This is a genomic window from Opitutaceae bacterium TAV5 (assembly GCA_000242935.3).
In the GTDB taxonomy this organism is placed as follows: Bacteria; Verrucomicrobiota; Verrucomicrobiia; order Opitutales; family Opitutaceae; genus Geminisphaera.
Genome location: CP007053.1, coordinates 441,134 through 454,921, shown reverse-complemented (window position 1 = coordinate 454,921; position 13,788 = coordinate 441,134). Strand labels below are relative to the sequence as shown.

Below are 13,788 nucleotides of genomic sequence, written 5' to 3'. Positions count from 1 at the left end.
CACCACGCGCATGAACGCCTTCCGCGCCAACTCCGTCTGCTGGATCGCCGGCGTCACTGCCGCGCTGGCGGGAGCGTTGCTGGTGCGGCTGGTGACACCGGCCCTGGCTCCCGACCACGCGCGCGCGGCCGCCGTCCTCTCGACGGCCGGCCACCTGCTCGCCCTCGCCGGTCTCGGCATCATCTGTTTCGGCGTCAGCCGCCGCCTCCGGCGCGACGGCGCCTTTGCCGCTTCCGACGAGGACACCGGGACGGTTGACGTGGTCCCCATAACCGAACCTCCGCCCCGGAATCCCGACGCATGACCTCCGTGACTCACGAAACCGCCCTTCTCTTGCCGGCATGTCGCGTGAGTCATTTTGACGGCTGGACGCTCCACACGGCCGATCGCATTCCCTCCACCAATCCGGTTGCCGGCAAACGTCTCCCGGCCTGGCATGCCCTCCGCGCCCTCGTGCAGACGGCTGCCTACGGGCGCACCGGCCGCGCCTGGACCTCCGATCCCGGCGGCCTGTGGCTTTCCGCCAATCTCCCCTGTCCCGGTGAACGCGCCCGCTGGGCCATTCTCCCGCTCGCCGCCGGCTGGGCCGTGACCGGCGCCCTGCGCGAACTCGGCCTCCGCACCGCCGGTCTTCGCCTCCGCTGGCCCAACGACATCATGATCGGCCCCCGCAAACTCGCCGGGTTGCTCGTCGAACGGTTCACGCCGGACACCGCCACCATCGGCATCGGCCTGAACCTCACCAACAGCCCCGAGCGCATCGACGCCGCCCTCACCGGCGCCACGGCCCGCCTCTGCGACCACCTTCCCGACGCTGCCTGCGATCCCGACGTCGTCCTGCGCCGGATTCTCGCCGCCATCCGCCGCGCCCACGCGATGATCGCCGATCCGGAGCAGGGATTTGCGCCCATCGCCGCCGATCTCAACGCTGCCTGGTCCGACGCACCCAGCCATGTCGCGATCACGTTGACGGCTGCGCTCGGGGGAGCCACGCGCGAAGGCCATTTCCACGGCATCGACGCGGACGGTCGCCTCCGGCTCGCCTTCGATGACGATCCTGTCTGCCATTTCTACGATGCCACCCAGATCGAACTCCTTCGCGAGCGCGGTTCCCTGCACTGACCCCGGCAACCTTTTCGCCCCCGCGCCGGAAGCCGAAGACGAAACCCGGTCGCCCGGAATCCACGGATCTTTTCCCGGAAAACACTGCTCAAAAATCTTCCAAAATCTTCCAGATTCTACCAAAACTTCCCAGCCGGCACGGTCCTCTCGCGCCGGATCCTGAACCCGAAACTCCGAACCCGACCCTCCCATGACCACCAATCCCGTTACCTTCAACAACACCGTCCTGCGTGATGGTCACCAGTCGCTGGCCGCCACGCGCATGACGACGGCGCAGATGCTGCCTGCGCTTGCCGATCTCGATGCGCTGGGCTTCGGCGCCCTGGAAACCTGGGGCGGCGCCACCATCGACTCCGGTCTCCGCTTCCTCGACGAATTCCCGTTCGACCGCCTCGACGCCATCAAGCGCGGCACGCCGAAGACCCCGCACATGATGCTCCTGCGCGGGCAGAATATCGTCCAGTACGAGAACTTTCCGGACGATGTCGTCGAGGCCTTCGTCAAGATGTCGGCCAAACACGGCATGGATATCTTCCGCATCTTCGACGCGCTCAACGATCCCCGCAACATCGCGACCGCCGTCCGCGCCGTCATCGCCGCCGGCAAACACGCGCAGGGCGTCATCTGCTACACCACCTCGCCGGTCCACAACGTCGCAGGCTTTATCAAGCTCGGCCTCGAACTCGAGAAAATGGGTTGCCACTCCATTTGCCTGAAAGACATGGCCGGACTCGTCCCGCCCGCCGATGCGGCTGCCATTATTGGCGGTCTCAAGGCGCAGGTCAAAATCCCCGTCGTCCTCCACACGCACGAGACCGCCGGCCTCGGCATCCCGACCTACCTCGCCGCCATCAATGCGGGCGTCGATGCCGTGGACTGCTCCATCACGCCCTTCGCCAACGGTACTGCCCAGCCGGATACGCTGCTCATGATGGCAGTCCTCGAGGGCAACCCGCGCCGGCCGACTTACGACAAGGAGCGCCTCGGCCGCCTCCGCGCCCACTTCACCAAAGTTTACGCCGAGCTGGAAAAATTCACCGGCCGGAAAAACGAGGTCATCGACACCGACACGCTCACCTACCAGGTCCCCGGCGGCATGCTCTCCAATTTCCGCACCCAGCTCAAGGACCTGAAAATGGAAGACCGCTTCGACGAGGTTTTCGCCGAGATTCCGGTCGTCCGCAAGGCGCTCGGCTGGATACCGCTCGTCACGCCCACCTCGCAGATTGTGGGCACGCAGGCCGTGCTTAATGTAAAATTCGGACGCTGGAAAAACTTCGCGCCCGCCGCCATGGATATCGCTCTCGGCTACTACGGGCGTCCGCCCGCGCCTGTCGACCCCGAGGTGCAGGCGCTGGCCGCGAAAAACACCGGCAAGCCCGTGATCACCTGCCGCCCCGCCGACCTGCTCAAGCCGCGCATGAACGATCTCAAGGCCAGGCTCCGCGAACTCGGCCTCCCCGACGATGACGAACATGCCGTGATCCACGCGATGTTCCCGATGCAGTTGAAGGAGCACTACGACCGCAAGAAGAAGCCGCAACCCGCCGCCGCCGCTCCGGCGCCCGCGGCCTCTCCCGCCGTTGCGGCGACGGTCGCTCCGGTGCCGCCGGCGGCACCCCGTCCCGTCGCGAAGCCTGCCGGGGCTGCGCATTACGCCCTGACAATCAATAACCGCCGCACGGAAGTCATCGTCGAGGAACTCTGAGCCCGGCGACGACGGGTGCATGCGCCAGGGAAAATTCATCTTGCGTGAAAAAATGCCTTGCGTGGAAGGGGAGTGATCTCCTTCCTTAAAGGTCCTCCCGCCACAAACGTCGTTGTTGAGCCTAGCTCCACGACGTTATGACGCCCGGCCTCACCGCCGGGCGTCTTTTTTTGCCCCGGAAACGGAAAAGCGGACGCCCTGTTATCGAAAGACGGTTATTCCCCTGGGTCTGGTACCCCGAAGCGTGCTTCGGCTTGTCGGAGCGGCGGCGAGACGCCGCCGCTCCGATCCTCGGGGCTTGGCCCGAAGTTCTTTATTTTCGCGTCCCTACATTTTTCTCCTTGTGCCCGGAGGCGTGTTCGCAGACGACTGTCCCTTCGCGCCACCGCTTTCGTGCCCGGATGATGGCCAGTTGCATCCATCGCCGCAGTGCCGGTTGCGGGCGTTTTCGCGATTTTCGCCAATTAATGAAAAAGTTCTTGCCGTCAAAAATCGGCAACGTACTTTCTTCGCCTTTTTCCACTTTTCAAAGCCACCATTTCGCTATGCCAACCATCAACCAACTCGTGCGCAAGGGCCGCCGCCAGATTCGCGTGAAATCGAAATCGCCCGCTCTGGACAGTAATCCTTTCCGCCGCGGCGTTTGCGTGCAGGTTATGACCCGCACCCCCAAGAAGCCGAACTCTGCCATCCGCAAGGTCGCCAAGGTCCGCCTGACCAACGGCAGCGAAGTGATCTCCTACATCCCCGACGAGGGCCACAACCTCCAGGAGCACTCCATCGTGCTCGTGCGCGGCGGCCGTGTGAAGGACTTGCCCGGCGTCCGTTACCATATCGTCCGCGGCACGCTCGACGCCACCGGTGTCGAAAAGCGTCGTCGCTCCCGCTCCAAGTACGGCGTCAAACGCCCGAAGGAGAAGAAGTAAGTTTTTTCAGCCGATCCAGTCGATCCACCCAACCTGATCTTTCATAGCCATGTCACGCCGCCACAGAGCAACCAAGCGCAACACCGAGCCGGATATCCGTTATAACAGCACGCTCGTTGCCCACCTCGTCACTGTCGTCATGCAGGACGGTAAAAAGAACCTTGCCGAACGCATCGTCTACGGCGCGTTCGAAAAAGTCTCCGCCAAGCTCGAAAAGGGTGACCCGGTCGATCTGCTCATCGGCGCGATGGAGAACGCCCGTCCCCGCCTCGAGGTGAAGAGCCGCCGCGTCGGTGGCGCCACCTACCAGGTGCCGATCGAGATTTCCTACGAACGCCAGGAGAGCCTTGCCCTGCGCTGGATCGTTGCGGCGGCTTCCGCCCGCAAAGGCGTGCCCATGAAGGACGCCCTCGCCAACGAGATCGTCGACGCCTACAACAACACCGGCGGTGTTGTGAAGAAAAAGGAAGACACTCACAAGATGGCCCAGGCCAATCGCGCCTTCGCCCACCTCCGCTGGTAATCCGGAAAAGAGACCCACCATGTCCCAAGTAGCTCAAGCACCCGAGATTACCATCGTTACGGAGAAGTCCAGGATCTCCAAGGCCAACGCCAAGGAGCGTCCGTTCCCGCTCGAATGGACCCGTAACATCGGCATCGCCGCGCACATCGACGCCGGCAAGACCACCACTTCCGAGCGCATCCTTTTTTATTCCGGCACCGTCCACAAGATGGGCGAGGTGCATGAAGGCACCGCCGTCACCGACTGGATGGAGCAGGAGCGCGAGCGCGGCATCACCATCACCGCCGCCGCCATTTCCTGCGCGTGGAATGCCTCCTGCGGTCCCTGGAAGGGAATCAAGCAGCGCATCAACATCATCGACACTCCCGGCCACGTGGACTTCACGGCCGAGGTCGAGCGCTCCATGCGTGTGCTCGACGGTGCCATCGCCGTGTTCTGCGCCGTCGCCGGCGTGCAGCCCCAGTCCGAGACGGTCTGGCGCCAGGCCAACAAGTACGGCGTCCCCCGCATCGCCTTCATCAACAAGATGGATCGCACGGGCGCCAATTTCTTCCGCGCCATCGACGAGATGCGCGAGAAGCTCAAGGCCAATGCCCACGCTCTCTTCCTGCCCATCGGCAACGAGGAAAACTTCACCGGTCTCGTCGATCTCGTGCAGAACTGCGCGTACATCTTTACCGATCCGACGGACCTTGACCTGAATCCGACGCGCCACCCGATCCCGGCCGACCTCGTGGACGACGCCAAGTCGTATCGTGATGCGCTCATCGAGGCCGTTTCCGATTTCGACGACGCCCTCGCCGAGAAGTACCTCGACGGCGGCGAGATCACTCCGGAAGAGCTTCTTCCGGCCGTCCGCAAGGCGACCATCTCGCTCAAGTTCACGGGTGTCATTCCCGGTTCGGCCTTCAAGAAGAAGGGCGTGCAGCGTCTTCTCGACTGCGTCGTCAACTACCTGCCCAATCCGCTCGATCTCCCGCCGATGACCGGCGTGAACAGCGACGGCGAAGAGGTGTTTGTCTCCGCCGACGACAACAACAAGCTGGCCGGCCTCGCCTTCAAGCTCTGGACCGATCCGTTCGTCGGCAAGCTGGTGTTCTACCGCGTCTACACCGGCAGGCTCCTCAAGGGCACTTCACTCTACAATCCCCGCACCCGCCGCAGCGAACGTTGCAGCCGCCTCCTCCTGATGCGCGCCATGGATCGCGAGGAAATCGATACCGCCTATTCCGGCGACATCTGCGCCCTTGTCGGCGTCAAGGATGTCATCACCGGCGACACCCTTTGTGACGAAGATCTCGACATCCGCCTCGAGCCGCCGTCCTTCCCCGAGCCCGTTATCTCCATGTCGATCGAGCCCAACTCGAAGGCCGACCAGGAGAAACTCTCGACCGGACTCCAGCGCCTCGTGGCCGAAGATCCGACCCTCAAGGTGAAGACGGATGCCGACACCGGCCAGACGATCCTCTCCGGCATGGGTGAGCTCCACCTCGAAATCATCATCGACCGTCTCAAGCGCGAGTTCAAGGTCGAGGCCACCTCCGGCAAACCGCAGATCGCCTATCGCGAGACGGTGACCGGCAACGCCGATGGCGAAGGCAAATTCATCCGCCAGACCGGTGGCAAAGGCCAGTACGGCCACGCCGTCGTCAAGATCGAGCCCAACGAAAAGGGCAAGGGCGTCGAAGTCATCAACGAGATCGTCGGCGGCGTCATCCCGAAAGAGTTCATCAAGCCCACGACCGACGGCATCCTCGAAGGCACCAACAACGGCGTCGTCGCCGGCTATCCGGTCGTGGACGTCAAGGTGCGCATCGTGGACGGTTCCTTCCACCCGGTCGACTCGTCGGAAATCGCCTTCAAGATGGCCGGCATTTTCGCCTTCAAGGAGGCGATGAAAGCCGCCAAGCCCATCCTCCTCGAACCCATCATGGGCGTCGAGCTGACCACGCCCGAAGAATACCAGGGCGATCTCATGGGCGACATCAACCGTCGCCGTGGCACCATCCAGGGAATCGAGAACAAGAACGGCGCCGCCATCGTCAGCGCCCACGTTCCCCTCGAGCTTCTCTTCGGCTACGTGACCGACATCCGCTCCCTCTCGAAAGGCCGCGCCAGCGCCTCCATCACGCCGTCGCATTTCGAGCAAGTGCCGTCCAACCTCCTCGCCAAGATCGTCGAGTCCTCCAGCCGGGCTCCCGCCCGCAGCTAACCGCAACCTTCCCACCGTTCTTTTACAGCCATGAAAGGCCAACGCATTCGCATCAAACTCCAGGGTTTCGACTATCGTGTCATCGACCAGTCCGCCTCGGAGATCGTCGAGACCGCCAAACGCTCCGGAGCCCGTGTCTCCGGCCCGATTCCGCTCCCGGCGCGTATCGAAAAGCTCTCTGTCAACCGCTCCCCGCACGTGGACAAAAAATCCATGGAGCAGTTTGAGTCGCGCACTCACAAGCGCCTCATCGACATCATCGAACCCACCGCCCAGACCGTGGACGAGCTCAAGAAGCTCAACCTCCCTTCGGGCGTGGACATCACCATCAACGTCTGATCCATCAACCGGTCCGACTCTCCACCCGGATAAATCGTTCTCCCACAGTTTAGCGGCACCTCCGCCGGGCCCACCGGCGGAATCGCTAATGTAGGCAACACAAACGGATAACCATCCACCTACCGCTTAGCCCATGATCTCAACGCTCCCAGGCAAAAAGATCGGAATGACGCAGGTCTATGACGCGCAAAACGTCCTGGTCCCCGTCACCGTGATCGAAGCCGGGCCCTGCCCGGTCGTCCAGGTCAAAACCACCGAAACCGACGGTTACAACGCCGTCCAGCTCGGTTTCTCGGCCAAAAAGGCCAAGAACACGCCCAAGGCCGAAAAAGCCCACGCCGCCAAGGCCGGGCTTGAAAACGCGCCCCGCGTCCTCCGCGAAGTCCGCCTCGACGAGGCCTCTTCGCTCAAGGCCGGTGATATTGTCACCGTCGCCGCCTTCAAGGAAGGCCAGACCATTGACGTCATCGGCGTCACCAAGGGCAAGGGCTTCCAGGGTGTCGTGAAACGCTTCCGTGTCGCCGGCGGTCCCGCCGCGCACGGCTCGATGTTCCACCGCCGTATCGGCTCCATCGGCATGCGCCAGACGCCCGGTCGTGTCTGGAAAAACCAGAAGATGCCCGGTCACATGGGCAGCCAGCGCCGCACCGTCCAGAACCTCACCATCGTGAAGATCCTGGCCGACCAGAACCTCCTCCTTGTCAAGGGTGCCGTCCCCGGCGCCAACGGTGACGACGTCATTGTCCGCACCGCGATCAAGGGTCAACCCCGCCAGGCCTGAACCAAAGGAGAACAATCGACATGAAGCTCAAAGTATTCAGCTCCGACGGAAAGACCTCCCGCGAACAGGAATTCGAAGGTCTCCCCGTTTTTGACGGCGACAAGGGTATCCAGGCTCTCAAGGAAACCATCGTCGCCATCCGCGCCAACCAGCGCCAGGGCACCCGCTCCACCAAGACCCGCGGCGAAGTCCGCGGCGGTGGCAAGAAGCCGTGGCGCCAGAAAGGCACCGGCCGCGCCCGCGCCGGCTCCACCCGCTCCCCCCTCTGGGTCGGCGGTGGCGTCGTCTTCGGCCCGCGTCCTCGCGACTTCTCCAAGAAGGTCAACTCCAAGGTCAAGACGCTCGCCTTCAGCCGCGCGCTTTTCGACCGCCTCTCCGCCGGCGACATCCTCGCCATCGAGGCATGGGAAGTGGCCCAGGCCAAGACCCGGATCATCAACGAGGTCATCACGCGCATCGCCCCCGAGGGCAATACGCTGATCGTCGACGCCACCTTCAGCGCCGAGGCCGCCCGCGCCGCCCGCAACATCGAGCGTGTTTCCCTCCAGGAAGCCGCCAATCTCAACGTCCTCGATCTCGCGCAGTACCGGCAGATCATCGTCAGCACCAGGGCGCTCGAGAAGATCATCGCCCGCATCAACGGAGGCCAGAACTAATGAAAGCCGACCAAGTCCTCAAACTCGTCCGCCTCACGGAGAAGTCCAACCTCCTCTCCGCCGAGCTCGGCCAATACACCTTCGAAGTCGACCGCCGCGCCGGCAAGCACGCCATTGCCGCCGCCGTCGAGCAGGCCTTCAAGGTCACCGTCAAGCGCGTCAACACGCAGAACAACCTCGGCAAGGCCCGGCGCTCGCGCGTCGGCCGCCCGGGTCGCACCTCCGACTACAAGAAGGCGGTCGTGACTCTCAAGGCCGGTGACAAGATCGAGCTCGTCTGACCGATCCACGCCGCCCAACCCGACACCACGCCACAACCCGGAGACTATCCACCATGGCAATCAAAGCTTATCGCCCGCTCACGCCTTCCCTGCGTTTCACCCAGCTGAACCAGGCCGTGGGCCTCACCAAAAAGCGTCCCGAGCGCGATCTCACCCTGCCCAAGCCGAAGACCGGCGGCCGTAACGTTTACGGTCGCATCACTTCGCGCCGTCGCGGCGGCGGTCACAAGCGCCTCTACCGCATCATCGACTTCAAGCGCGACCTCCTCGACGTCCGCGCCGAGGTCATCGCCCTCGAGTACGATCCCAACCGCACCGCGCACCTCGCCCTCCTCAAATACGAGAACGGCGACAAGCGTTACATCATCGCCCCCGAAGGGCTGAAGGTCGGTTCGAAGATCATCGCCTCCGACAAGGCCTCGCTCAACGACTACGTCACGGGCAACAACTACCCGCTGTCGATCATCCCGCCCTCCACGAAGCTCCACTGCGTCGAGCTCGTCCCCGGCAAGGGAGCCCAGCTCGGCCGCACCGCCGGCACCTCCATCGAGCTCGTCAACGTCGAGAACGGCTTCGCCCAGCTCAAGATGCCTTCCGGCGAGATCCGCCTCGTCAACCCGAAGTGCCGCGCCACCATCGGCGAAGTCGGCAACGGCGAGCACATGAACCGCAAGCTCGGCAAGGCCGGCCGCAACCGCTGGCTCGGCAAGCGCCCCCGCTCGCGCGGTGTCGCGATGAACCCCGTCGATCACCCCAACGGTGGTGGCCAGGGCAAGTCCAAGGGTGGTGGCGGTCGCCAGCATCTCGTTTCCCCGTGGGGCCAGCTCGCCAAGGGCTTCCCGACCCGCCGCCGTTCGAAACCCTCGAACAGCCTCATCCTCGTGCGCCACAACGGCCGCAAGCCCCGCAACAAGAAGTAACCCTTTAACGACACCGCACTATGGCTCGTTCCATCAAAAAAGGCTTCTTCGTCGACTATCACCTTCTCGAAAAAATCGAGAAGGCGACCAAGAGCGGCGCCAAGAAACCCATCCAGACCTGGTCCCGCCGGTCCACCATCACGCCCGACTTCATCGGCCACACGCTCAACGTGCACAACGGCAAGGCATTCGTCGCCGTTTACGTCACCGAGAACATGGTCGGTCACAAGCTCGGCGAATTCGCCCCCACCCGCGTCTTCAAGTCGCACGGTGGCATGACCCGCAAGGAAATCTGAGGTCATCCGGCGCTTCCCGCCACGCCCGTCCGCAATCATGAAACGCTTCCGCAACCTCGTCCTCTCCGGCCTCGCCGCCACCGCTCTCGCGGTTGCGCCCGGCGCCGCGTCGGGCCAGGTCATCCCGGCAGCGCTTTCGGTTCGCGGGACCACGGTCCGCCAGATCCACGCCGCCCGGGCCGCCGACATCGTCGTCCTGGGCGCCGGATTCGAAGCCGGGCTCCGTCAGGGCATGGTTTGCCGCGTCACCCGCGCCGGTGCTCCGGTGGCGGAGATCGTCCTTGTGGACCTCCGCCCCCGCGCCGCCGCCGCCCTCATCCTCACTCTCGAAAACGGCCAGTCCATCCGCACGGGTGACACCGTTTCTGTCAAAACCATCAGCTAAGCATCCGCCAACAAAACGAAAGGGCAGGGGAGCCCGCTCCGCGCACCGCGCAGAACCCGCTCCCGCTGTCGCCTCCTCCCGGAGGAATCCACCCGTATCAAAATGGAAATCCAGGCCATCACCCGCTACGCCCGCATGTCACCCAAAAAGGTGCGTGAAGTAGCCAACACCATCACCGGACGCCCGGCGCTCGACGCCGTCGACCTCCTCACGATCATCCCGCGCAAGTCCGCGCGCCTCATCAACAAGACGCTCAAGAGCGCCATCGCCAACGCCGAGAACAACAACAACCTCTCCGCCGACGGCCTCAAGGTGAAGTTCGCGATCGTCGAGCAGGGCCCCGTCCTCAAGCGCTTCAAGGCAGGCGCCCGCGGCACGGCCAAACCCCGCCGCAAGAAAATGTCCCACATCCGCATCGTTCTCACCGACGGCAGCGACAAAAACTAATCTTAAAGAACCAACACCACCATGGGTCAAAAAACCAATCCCGTTGGCTTCCGCCTCGCCGTCCGCCGCAACTGGCAGTCCCGCTGGTTCGCGAGCAAGAAAGACTTCGCCAAGCTTCTCCACGAAGACCAGATCATCCGTGGCAAGCTCATGGAGAAGCTGAAGCAGGCGTCCGTGCCCCGCATTTTTATCGAACGCGCCTCCAACCGCGTCCGCGTCAAGATCTACACCGCCCGGCCCGGCATCGTCATCGGCCGCAAGGGTCAGGAGATCGAGAAGATCCGTGACGAGATCGCCAGGCTCACCGGCCGCGAAATCCTCCTCGACATCCAGGAAGTCAAGAAGCCTGAAATCGAGGCCCAGCTCGTCGCCGAAAACGTCGCCCTCCAGCTCGAACGCCGCATCGCCTTCCGCCGCGCCATGAAAAAGGCCGTCGAGATCGCCATGACGCTCGGCGCCGAAGGCATCCGTATCCAGTGTTCCGGCCGCCTCGGCGGTTCCGACATCGCCCGCCGCGAATGGCAGCGCAAGGGCCGCGTGCCCCTGCACACCCTCCGCGAGAACATCGACTACGGCTTCTCCGAGGCCCAGACCGTCTACGGCAAGATCGGCGTCAAATGCTGGATCTGCAAAAAGGACGAAGCCAACGCCGCCTGAGCCGGATTCCTCCCTCAACTGAAACACACTTTATAGGAGAAACCCACCATGGCTCTCGCACCTTCCCGCACCAAATATCGCAAAGTCCAGAAGGGCACGCGCAAGGGTAATGCCAAGCGCGGCAACACCATCGCCTTCGGCGATTTCGCCCTCCAGTCCCTTTCCCGTGGCCCCATGACCGGCCGCCAGATCGAGGCCGCCCGCGTGACGATTTCCCGTCACCTCAAGCGCAAGGGCAAACTCTGGATCCGCGTGTTCCCGCACAAACCCATCACCAAGAAACCCGCCGAAGTCCGCATGGGCTCCGGCAAGGGCGGCGTCGAATACTACGTCGCCCAGATCAAGCCCGGCGCCGTCCTCTTCGAGCTCGCCGGCGTGCCCGCCACCATCGCCAAGGAGGCCTTCCGCCTCGCCGATGCCAAGCTCCCCTTCCGCTGCCGATTCATCGTCCGCGAAGGCGCCGTGCAATAACCCGTCATCGAGGAGAACACACCGCCATGACATCCAAAGAAATTCGCGACCTCTCGCCCGCCGAGATCGACACCCGCATCCGCGACACCCGCGCCCAGCTCCTCCAGCTCCGCCTGCGCAAGCAGACCGGACAGGTCGAGAAAACGCACGAGCTGCGCAACCTCCGCAAGGACATCGCCCGCCTCGAGACCATCCGAAACGAGAAACAAAAACAGGAAAAGGTCGCCGCCTGAGGGCGCCGCCAGGAAAGAACAAGCACATGTCCACCACGACAACCGCTCCCGTCCGCAATTCGCGCAAAACCCTCATCGGCACCGTCACCAGCCGCTCCGGTGACAAGTCCGTCAAGGTCACCGTCCCGTACAAGGTCCCGCATCCTCGTTACCAGAAGGTCATCAATCGCAAGACCGTCGTGCACGTGCACGACGAGAAGAACGAGACCAAGCCCGGCGACACCGTCGAGATCATGGAGACCCGTCCGCTCAGCCGCCTGAAGCGCTGGCGCATCGTCCGCATCGTCCACGCCGCCCAGATCGCCGAGGTCGCCGCCGTCAGCGAAGCCGACGTCGCCGCCAGCCTCGAAGCCACCAAGGGCTGAGACGCGGAGCATCCACCCACCAACGCCAACCCGACATTTAAAGGAGATCTGCAATGATCCAACTCCGCTCCCTGCTCGAAGTCGCCGACAACACCGGTGCCCGTCGCGCATCCTACATCCGCAAAAAAGGCCAGATGACCGACACTGCCGGTGTCGGTGACATCATCACCGTCAACATCAAGGAAAGCTCCACCGATGCTTCCGTGAAAAAAGGCGAGGTCGCCAAGGCCGTGGTCGTCCGCACCAAAGCCCCCATCCGCCGCTCGGATGGCAGCTACCTGCGTTTCGACAGCAACGCCATCGTCATCATCGGCGCCGACGGCAACCCGAAGGGCACCCGCATCTTCGGCCCGGTCGCCCGCGAGCTCCGCGCCAAGAACTTCATGAAGATCATCTCGCTCGCTCCGGAGGTTCTCTGACCATGGCTACAACTCAAAAATTCCACGTCAAACGCGGCGACGAAGTCGTCGTCCTCTCCGGCGCCAACAAGGGCAAGTCGGGCAAGGTCCTCGAAGTCGTCGCGCCCAAACAGCGCGCCCGCGTCGAAGGCCTCGCCATGATCAAGCGCCACGAAAAGAAGTCGGAGAAAAACCCGAACGGTGCGATTATCGAGCGCGAAGGCACCATCCACGTCTCCAACCTCCAGTTGAAGGCGAAATACGACGGCTCCAAAAAACGCGCCGCCGTAAAGAAAGCCTGAACACCGCAAATCCACCGGATCACCGAAACCAAAGCTTGCAAAGGGCGACGTTACCCCGTGTAACCTCGCCCCTTTTCCGTCTCCACATCCATCAAAAACTCTAGCACGCCGGGTCGGCAATCCGGCGATCAATGCATCCAATGAGCACCACCAAATCAGTCCCGTCACTCAAGGCCCTCTACAACGAGCAGGTCGTCCCCGCGCTCGTGAAGAGCCGCGGCTACAAGAACAAGCACGAGATTCCGCAGATCGTGAAAATCAGCCTCAACACCGGCATCGACGCCGAGGCTGACAAGAACCAGATCGCCGACATCCAGCGCGACCTCGGCCTGATCGCCGGCCAGAAGCCCGTTCTTTCCAAGTCCCGCAAGGCCGTGTCCAATTTCAAGCTGCGTCAGGGCCAGGTCGTCGGCGCCTACGTCACCCTTCGCGGCGACACCATGTGGGAATTCCTCTACCGCCTCGTTGCGGTGGCCCTCCCCACCATCCGCGACTTCCGCGGCATCCCCCCCAAGCTCGACGGTCGCGGCAACTACAACCTCGGCATCTCCGACTTCACCATCTTCCCCGAAATCGTGGTCGAAAACGTCAAGAAAACCATGGGTCTCGATATCGCCATCACCACGACCGCAGAGACGGACGAGGAAGGCCGCGAGCTCCTCAAGCTCCTCGGCATGCCTTTCCGCCGCACCGAACAACAGATCGCCGCCGAGGCTGCCGCCGCCAAGGCTGCGGCGTAATCCCGCCCCGAATCCGCACCAACTAC

General features: G+C 63.3%; 21 protein-coding genes. All 21 read left to right on the top strand.

Annotated elements, in window-relative coordinates:
* Positions 1-10: 10 nt before the first annotated feature.
* The 21 genes from OPIT5_02465 to OPIT5_02365 all read left to right on the top strand — a co-directional run bounded on the left by OPIT5_02465 (position 11) and on the right by OPIT5_02365 (position 13,762).
* Positions 11-304, top strand: a complete 294-nt coding sequence (locus OPIT5_02465; protein AHF89290.1) for a hypothetical protein — start codon at positions 11-13, stop codon at positions 302-304.
* On the top strand, positions 301-1,122 hold the full coding sequence (locus OPIT5_02460; protein ID AHF89289.1) for a biotin-(acetyl-CoA carboxylase) ligase: 822 nt from the start codon (positions 301-303) through the stop codon (positions 1,120-1,122). Before OPIT5_02465 ends, OPIT5_02460 begins: the two co-directional genes overlap by 4 nt.
* A 190-nt stretch (positions 1,123-1,312) precedes the next feature.
* A complete protein-coding gene (locus OPIT5_02455; GenBank protein ID AHF89288.1) occupies positions 1,313-2,830 on the top strand; it encodes a pyruvate carboxyltransferase in 1,518 nt (505 codons plus the stop codon).
* Positions 2,831-3,375: 545 nt separating this feature from the next.
* Positions 3,376-3,756: a 30S ribosomal protein S12 gene (locus OPIT5_02450; GenBank protein AHF89287.1), complete on the top strand. Its 381-nt coding sequence runs from the start codon at positions 3,376-3,378 to the stop codon at positions 3,754-3,756.
* Between the two features lie 49 nt (positions 3,757-3,805).
* The gene (locus tag OPIT5_02445) at positions 3,806-4,279 is read left to right on the top strand and encodes a 30S ribosomal protein S7 (protein ID AHF89286.1); all 474 of its coding nucleotides are present in this window, start codon (positions 3,806-3,808) and stop codon (positions 4,277-4,279) included.
* 19 nt (positions 4,280-4,298) lie between these two features.
* Positions 4,299-6,491, top strand: a complete 2,193-nt coding sequence (gene fusA, locus OPIT5_02440) for an elongation factor P (protein ID AHF89285.1) — start codon at positions 4,299-4,301, stop codon at positions 6,489-6,491.
* A 30-nt stretch (positions 6,492-6,521) separates the two neighbouring features.
* Positions 6,522-6,830, top strand: a complete 309-nt coding sequence (gene rpsJ / locus OPIT5_02435) for a 30S ribosomal protein S10 (protein AHF89284.1) — start codon at positions 6,522-6,524, stop codon at positions 6,828-6,830.
* A 133-nt stretch (positions 6,831-6,963) separates the two neighbouring features.
* The gene (locus OPIT5_02430; GenBank protein ID AHF89283.1) at positions 6,964-7,611 is read left to right on the top strand and encodes a 50S ribosomal protein L3; all 648 of its coding nucleotides are present in this window, start codon (positions 6,964-6,966) and stop codon (positions 7,609-7,611) included.
* 20 nt (positions 7,612-7,631) lie between these two features.
* The gene (locus tag OPIT5_02425) at positions 7,632-8,267 is read left to right on the top strand and encodes a 50S ribosomal protein L4 (protein AHF89282.1); all 636 of its coding nucleotides are present in this window, start codon (positions 7,632-7,634) and stop codon (positions 8,265-8,267) included.
* Positions 8,267-8,548, top strand: coding sequence for a 50S ribosomal protein L23 (locus OPIT5_02420; GenBank protein ID AHF89281.1), 282 nt, complete (start codon positions 8,267-8,269; stop codon positions 8,546-8,548). Before OPIT5_02425 ends, OPIT5_02420 begins: the two co-directional genes overlap by 1 nt.
* A 53-nt stretch (positions 8,549-8,601) precedes the next feature.
* Positions 8,602-9,468, top strand: coding sequence for a 50S ribosomal protein L2 (gene rplB / locus OPIT5_02415; protein AHF89280.1), 867 nt, complete (start codon positions 8,602-8,604; stop codon positions 9,466-9,468).
* A gap of 20 nt (positions 9,469-9,488) precedes the next feature.
* Positions 9,489-9,764, top strand: a complete 276-nt coding sequence (locus OPIT5_02410) for a 30S ribosomal protein S19 (GenBank protein AHF89279.1) — start codon at positions 9,489-9,491, stop codon at positions 9,762-9,764.
* A 37-nt stretch (positions 9,765-9,801) separates the two neighbouring features.
* Positions 9,802-10,149 (top strand): hypothetical protein, encoded by a 348-nt coding sequence (locus OPIT5_02405; GenBank protein ID AHF89278.1) that lies wholly within the window; start codon positions 9,802-9,804, stop codon positions 10,147-10,149.
* A gap of 102 nt (positions 10,150-10,251) precedes the next feature.
* On the top strand, positions 10,252-10,596 hold the full coding sequence (locus OPIT5_02400; GenBank protein ID AHF89277.1) for a 50S ribosomal protein L22: 345 nt from the start codon (positions 10,252-10,254) through the stop codon (positions 10,594-10,596).
* Positions 10,597-10,617: 21 nt separating this feature from the next.
* Positions 10,618-11,253 carry a 30S ribosomal protein S3 gene (locus tag OPIT5_02395; protein ID AHF89276.1) on the top strand — a complete coding sequence of 212 codons (636 nt, stop codon included), beginning with the start codon at positions 10,618-10,620 and terminating at the stop codon, positions 11,251-11,253.
* 48 nt (positions 11,254-11,301) lie between these two features.
* Positions 11,302-11,724, top strand: a complete 423-nt coding sequence (locus OPIT5_02390) for a 50S ribosomal protein L16 (protein ID AHF89275.1) — start codon at positions 11,302-11,304, stop codon at positions 11,722-11,724.
* A 26-nt stretch (positions 11,725-11,750) separates the two neighbouring features.
* Positions 11,751-11,957, top strand: a complete 207-nt coding sequence (locus OPIT5_02385) for a 50S ribosomal protein L29 (protein ID AHF89274.1) — start codon at positions 11,751-11,753, stop codon at positions 11,955-11,957.
* Between the two features lie 26 nt (positions 11,958-11,983).
* Positions 11,984-12,322: a 30S ribosomal protein S17 gene (locus tag OPIT5_02380; protein ID AHF89273.1), complete on the top strand. Its 339-nt coding sequence runs from the start codon at positions 11,984-11,986 to the stop codon at positions 12,320-12,322.
* Between the two features lie 53 nt (positions 12,323-12,375).
* A complete protein-coding gene (locus tag OPIT5_02375; GenBank protein AHF89272.1) occupies positions 12,376-12,741 on the top strand; it encodes a 50S ribosomal protein L14 in 366 nt (121 codons plus the stop codon).
* Positions 12,742-12,743: 2 nt separating this feature from the next.
* Entirely contained in the window at positions 12,744-13,022 is a 279-nt protein-coding gene (locus tag OPIT5_02370) for a 50S ribosomal protein L24 (GenBank protein ID AHF89271.1), read from the top strand.
* Positions 13,023-13,162: 140 nt separating this feature from the next.
* A complete protein-coding gene (locus tag OPIT5_02365) occupies positions 13,163-13,762 on the top strand; it encodes a 50S ribosomal protein L5 (GenBank protein AHF89270.1) in 600 nt (199 codons plus the stop codon).
* The last annotated feature ends 26 nt before the right edge of the window (positions 13,763-13,788 follow it).

Bases quoted from the DNA above. Each gene is read 5' to 3' on its own strand.
- OPIT5_02465 (AHF89290.1), top strand. From the start codon at position 11: ATGAACGCCTTCCGCGCCAACTCCGTCTGCTGGATCGCCGGCGTCACT.
- OPIT5_02460 (AHF89289.1), top strand. From the start codon at position 301: ATGACCTCCGTGACTCACGAAACCGCCCTTCTCTTGCCGGCATGTCGC.
- OPIT5_02455 (AHF89288.1), top strand. From the start codon at position 1,313: ATGACCACCAATCCCGTTACCTTCAACAACACCGTCCTGCGTGATGGT.
- OPIT5_02450 (AHF89287.1), top strand. From the start codon at position 3,376: ATGCCAACCATCAACCAACTCGTGCGCAAGGGCCGCCGCCAGATTCGC.
- OPIT5_02445 (AHF89286.1), top strand. From the start codon at position 3,806: ATGTCACGCCGCCACAGAGCAACCAAGCGCAACACCGAGCCGGATATC.
- fusA (AHF89285.1), top strand. From the start codon at position 4,299: ATGTCCCAAGTAGCTCAAGCACCCGAGATTACCATCGTTACGGAGAAG.
- rpsJ (AHF89284.1), top strand. From the start codon at position 6,522: ATGAAAGGCCAACGCATTCGCATCAAACTCCAGGGTTTCGACTATCGT.
- OPIT5_02430 (AHF89283.1), top strand. From the start codon at position 6,964: ATGATCTCAACGCTCCCAGGCAAAAAGATCGGAATGACGCAGGTCTAT.
- OPIT5_02425 (AHF89282.1), top strand. From the start codon at position 7,632: ATGAAGCTCAAAGTATTCAGCTCCGACGGAAAGACCTCCCGCGAACAG.
- OPIT5_02420 (AHF89281.1), top strand. From the start codon at position 8,267: ATGAAAGCCGACCAAGTCCTCAAACTCGTCCGCCTCACGGAGAAGTCC.
- rplB (AHF89280.1), top strand. From the start codon at position 8,602: ATGGCAATCAAAGCTTATCGCCCGCTCACGCCTTCCCTGCGTTTCACC.
- OPIT5_02410 (AHF89279.1), top strand. From the start codon at position 9,489: ATGGCTCGTTCCATCAAAAAAGGCTTCTTCGTCGACTATCACCTTCTC.
- OPIT5_02405 (AHF89278.1), top strand. From the start codon at position 9,802: ATGAAACGCTTCCGCAACCTCGTCCTCTCCGGCCTCGCCGCCACCGCT.
- OPIT5_02400 (AHF89277.1), top strand. From the start codon at position 10,252: ATGGAAATCCAGGCCATCACCCGCTACGCCCGCATGTCACCCAAAAAG.
- OPIT5_02395 (AHF89276.1), top strand. From the start codon at position 10,618: ATGGGTCAAAAAACCAATCCCGTTGGCTTCCGCCTCGCCGTCCGCCGC.
- OPIT5_02390 (AHF89275.1), top strand. From the start codon at position 11,302: ATGGCTCTCGCACCTTCCCGCACCAAATATCGCAAAGTCCAGAAGGGC.
- OPIT5_02385 (AHF89274.1), top strand. From the start codon at position 11,751: ATGACATCCAAAGAAATTCGCGACCTCTCGCCCGCCGAGATCGACACC.
- OPIT5_02380 (AHF89273.1), top strand. From the start codon at position 11,984: ATGTCCACCACGACAACCGCTCCCGTCCGCAATTCGCGCAAAACCCTC.
- OPIT5_02375 (AHF89272.1), top strand. From the start codon at position 12,376: ATGATCCAACTCCGCTCCCTGCTCGAAGTCGCCGACAACACCGGTGCC.
- OPIT5_02370 (AHF89271.1), top strand. From the start codon at position 12,744: ATGGCTACAACTCAAAAATTCCACGTCAAACGCGGCGACGAAGTCGTC.
- OPIT5_02365 (AHF89270.1), top strand. From the start codon at position 13,163: ATGAGCACCACCAAATCAGTCCCGTCACTCAAGGCCCTCTACAACGAG.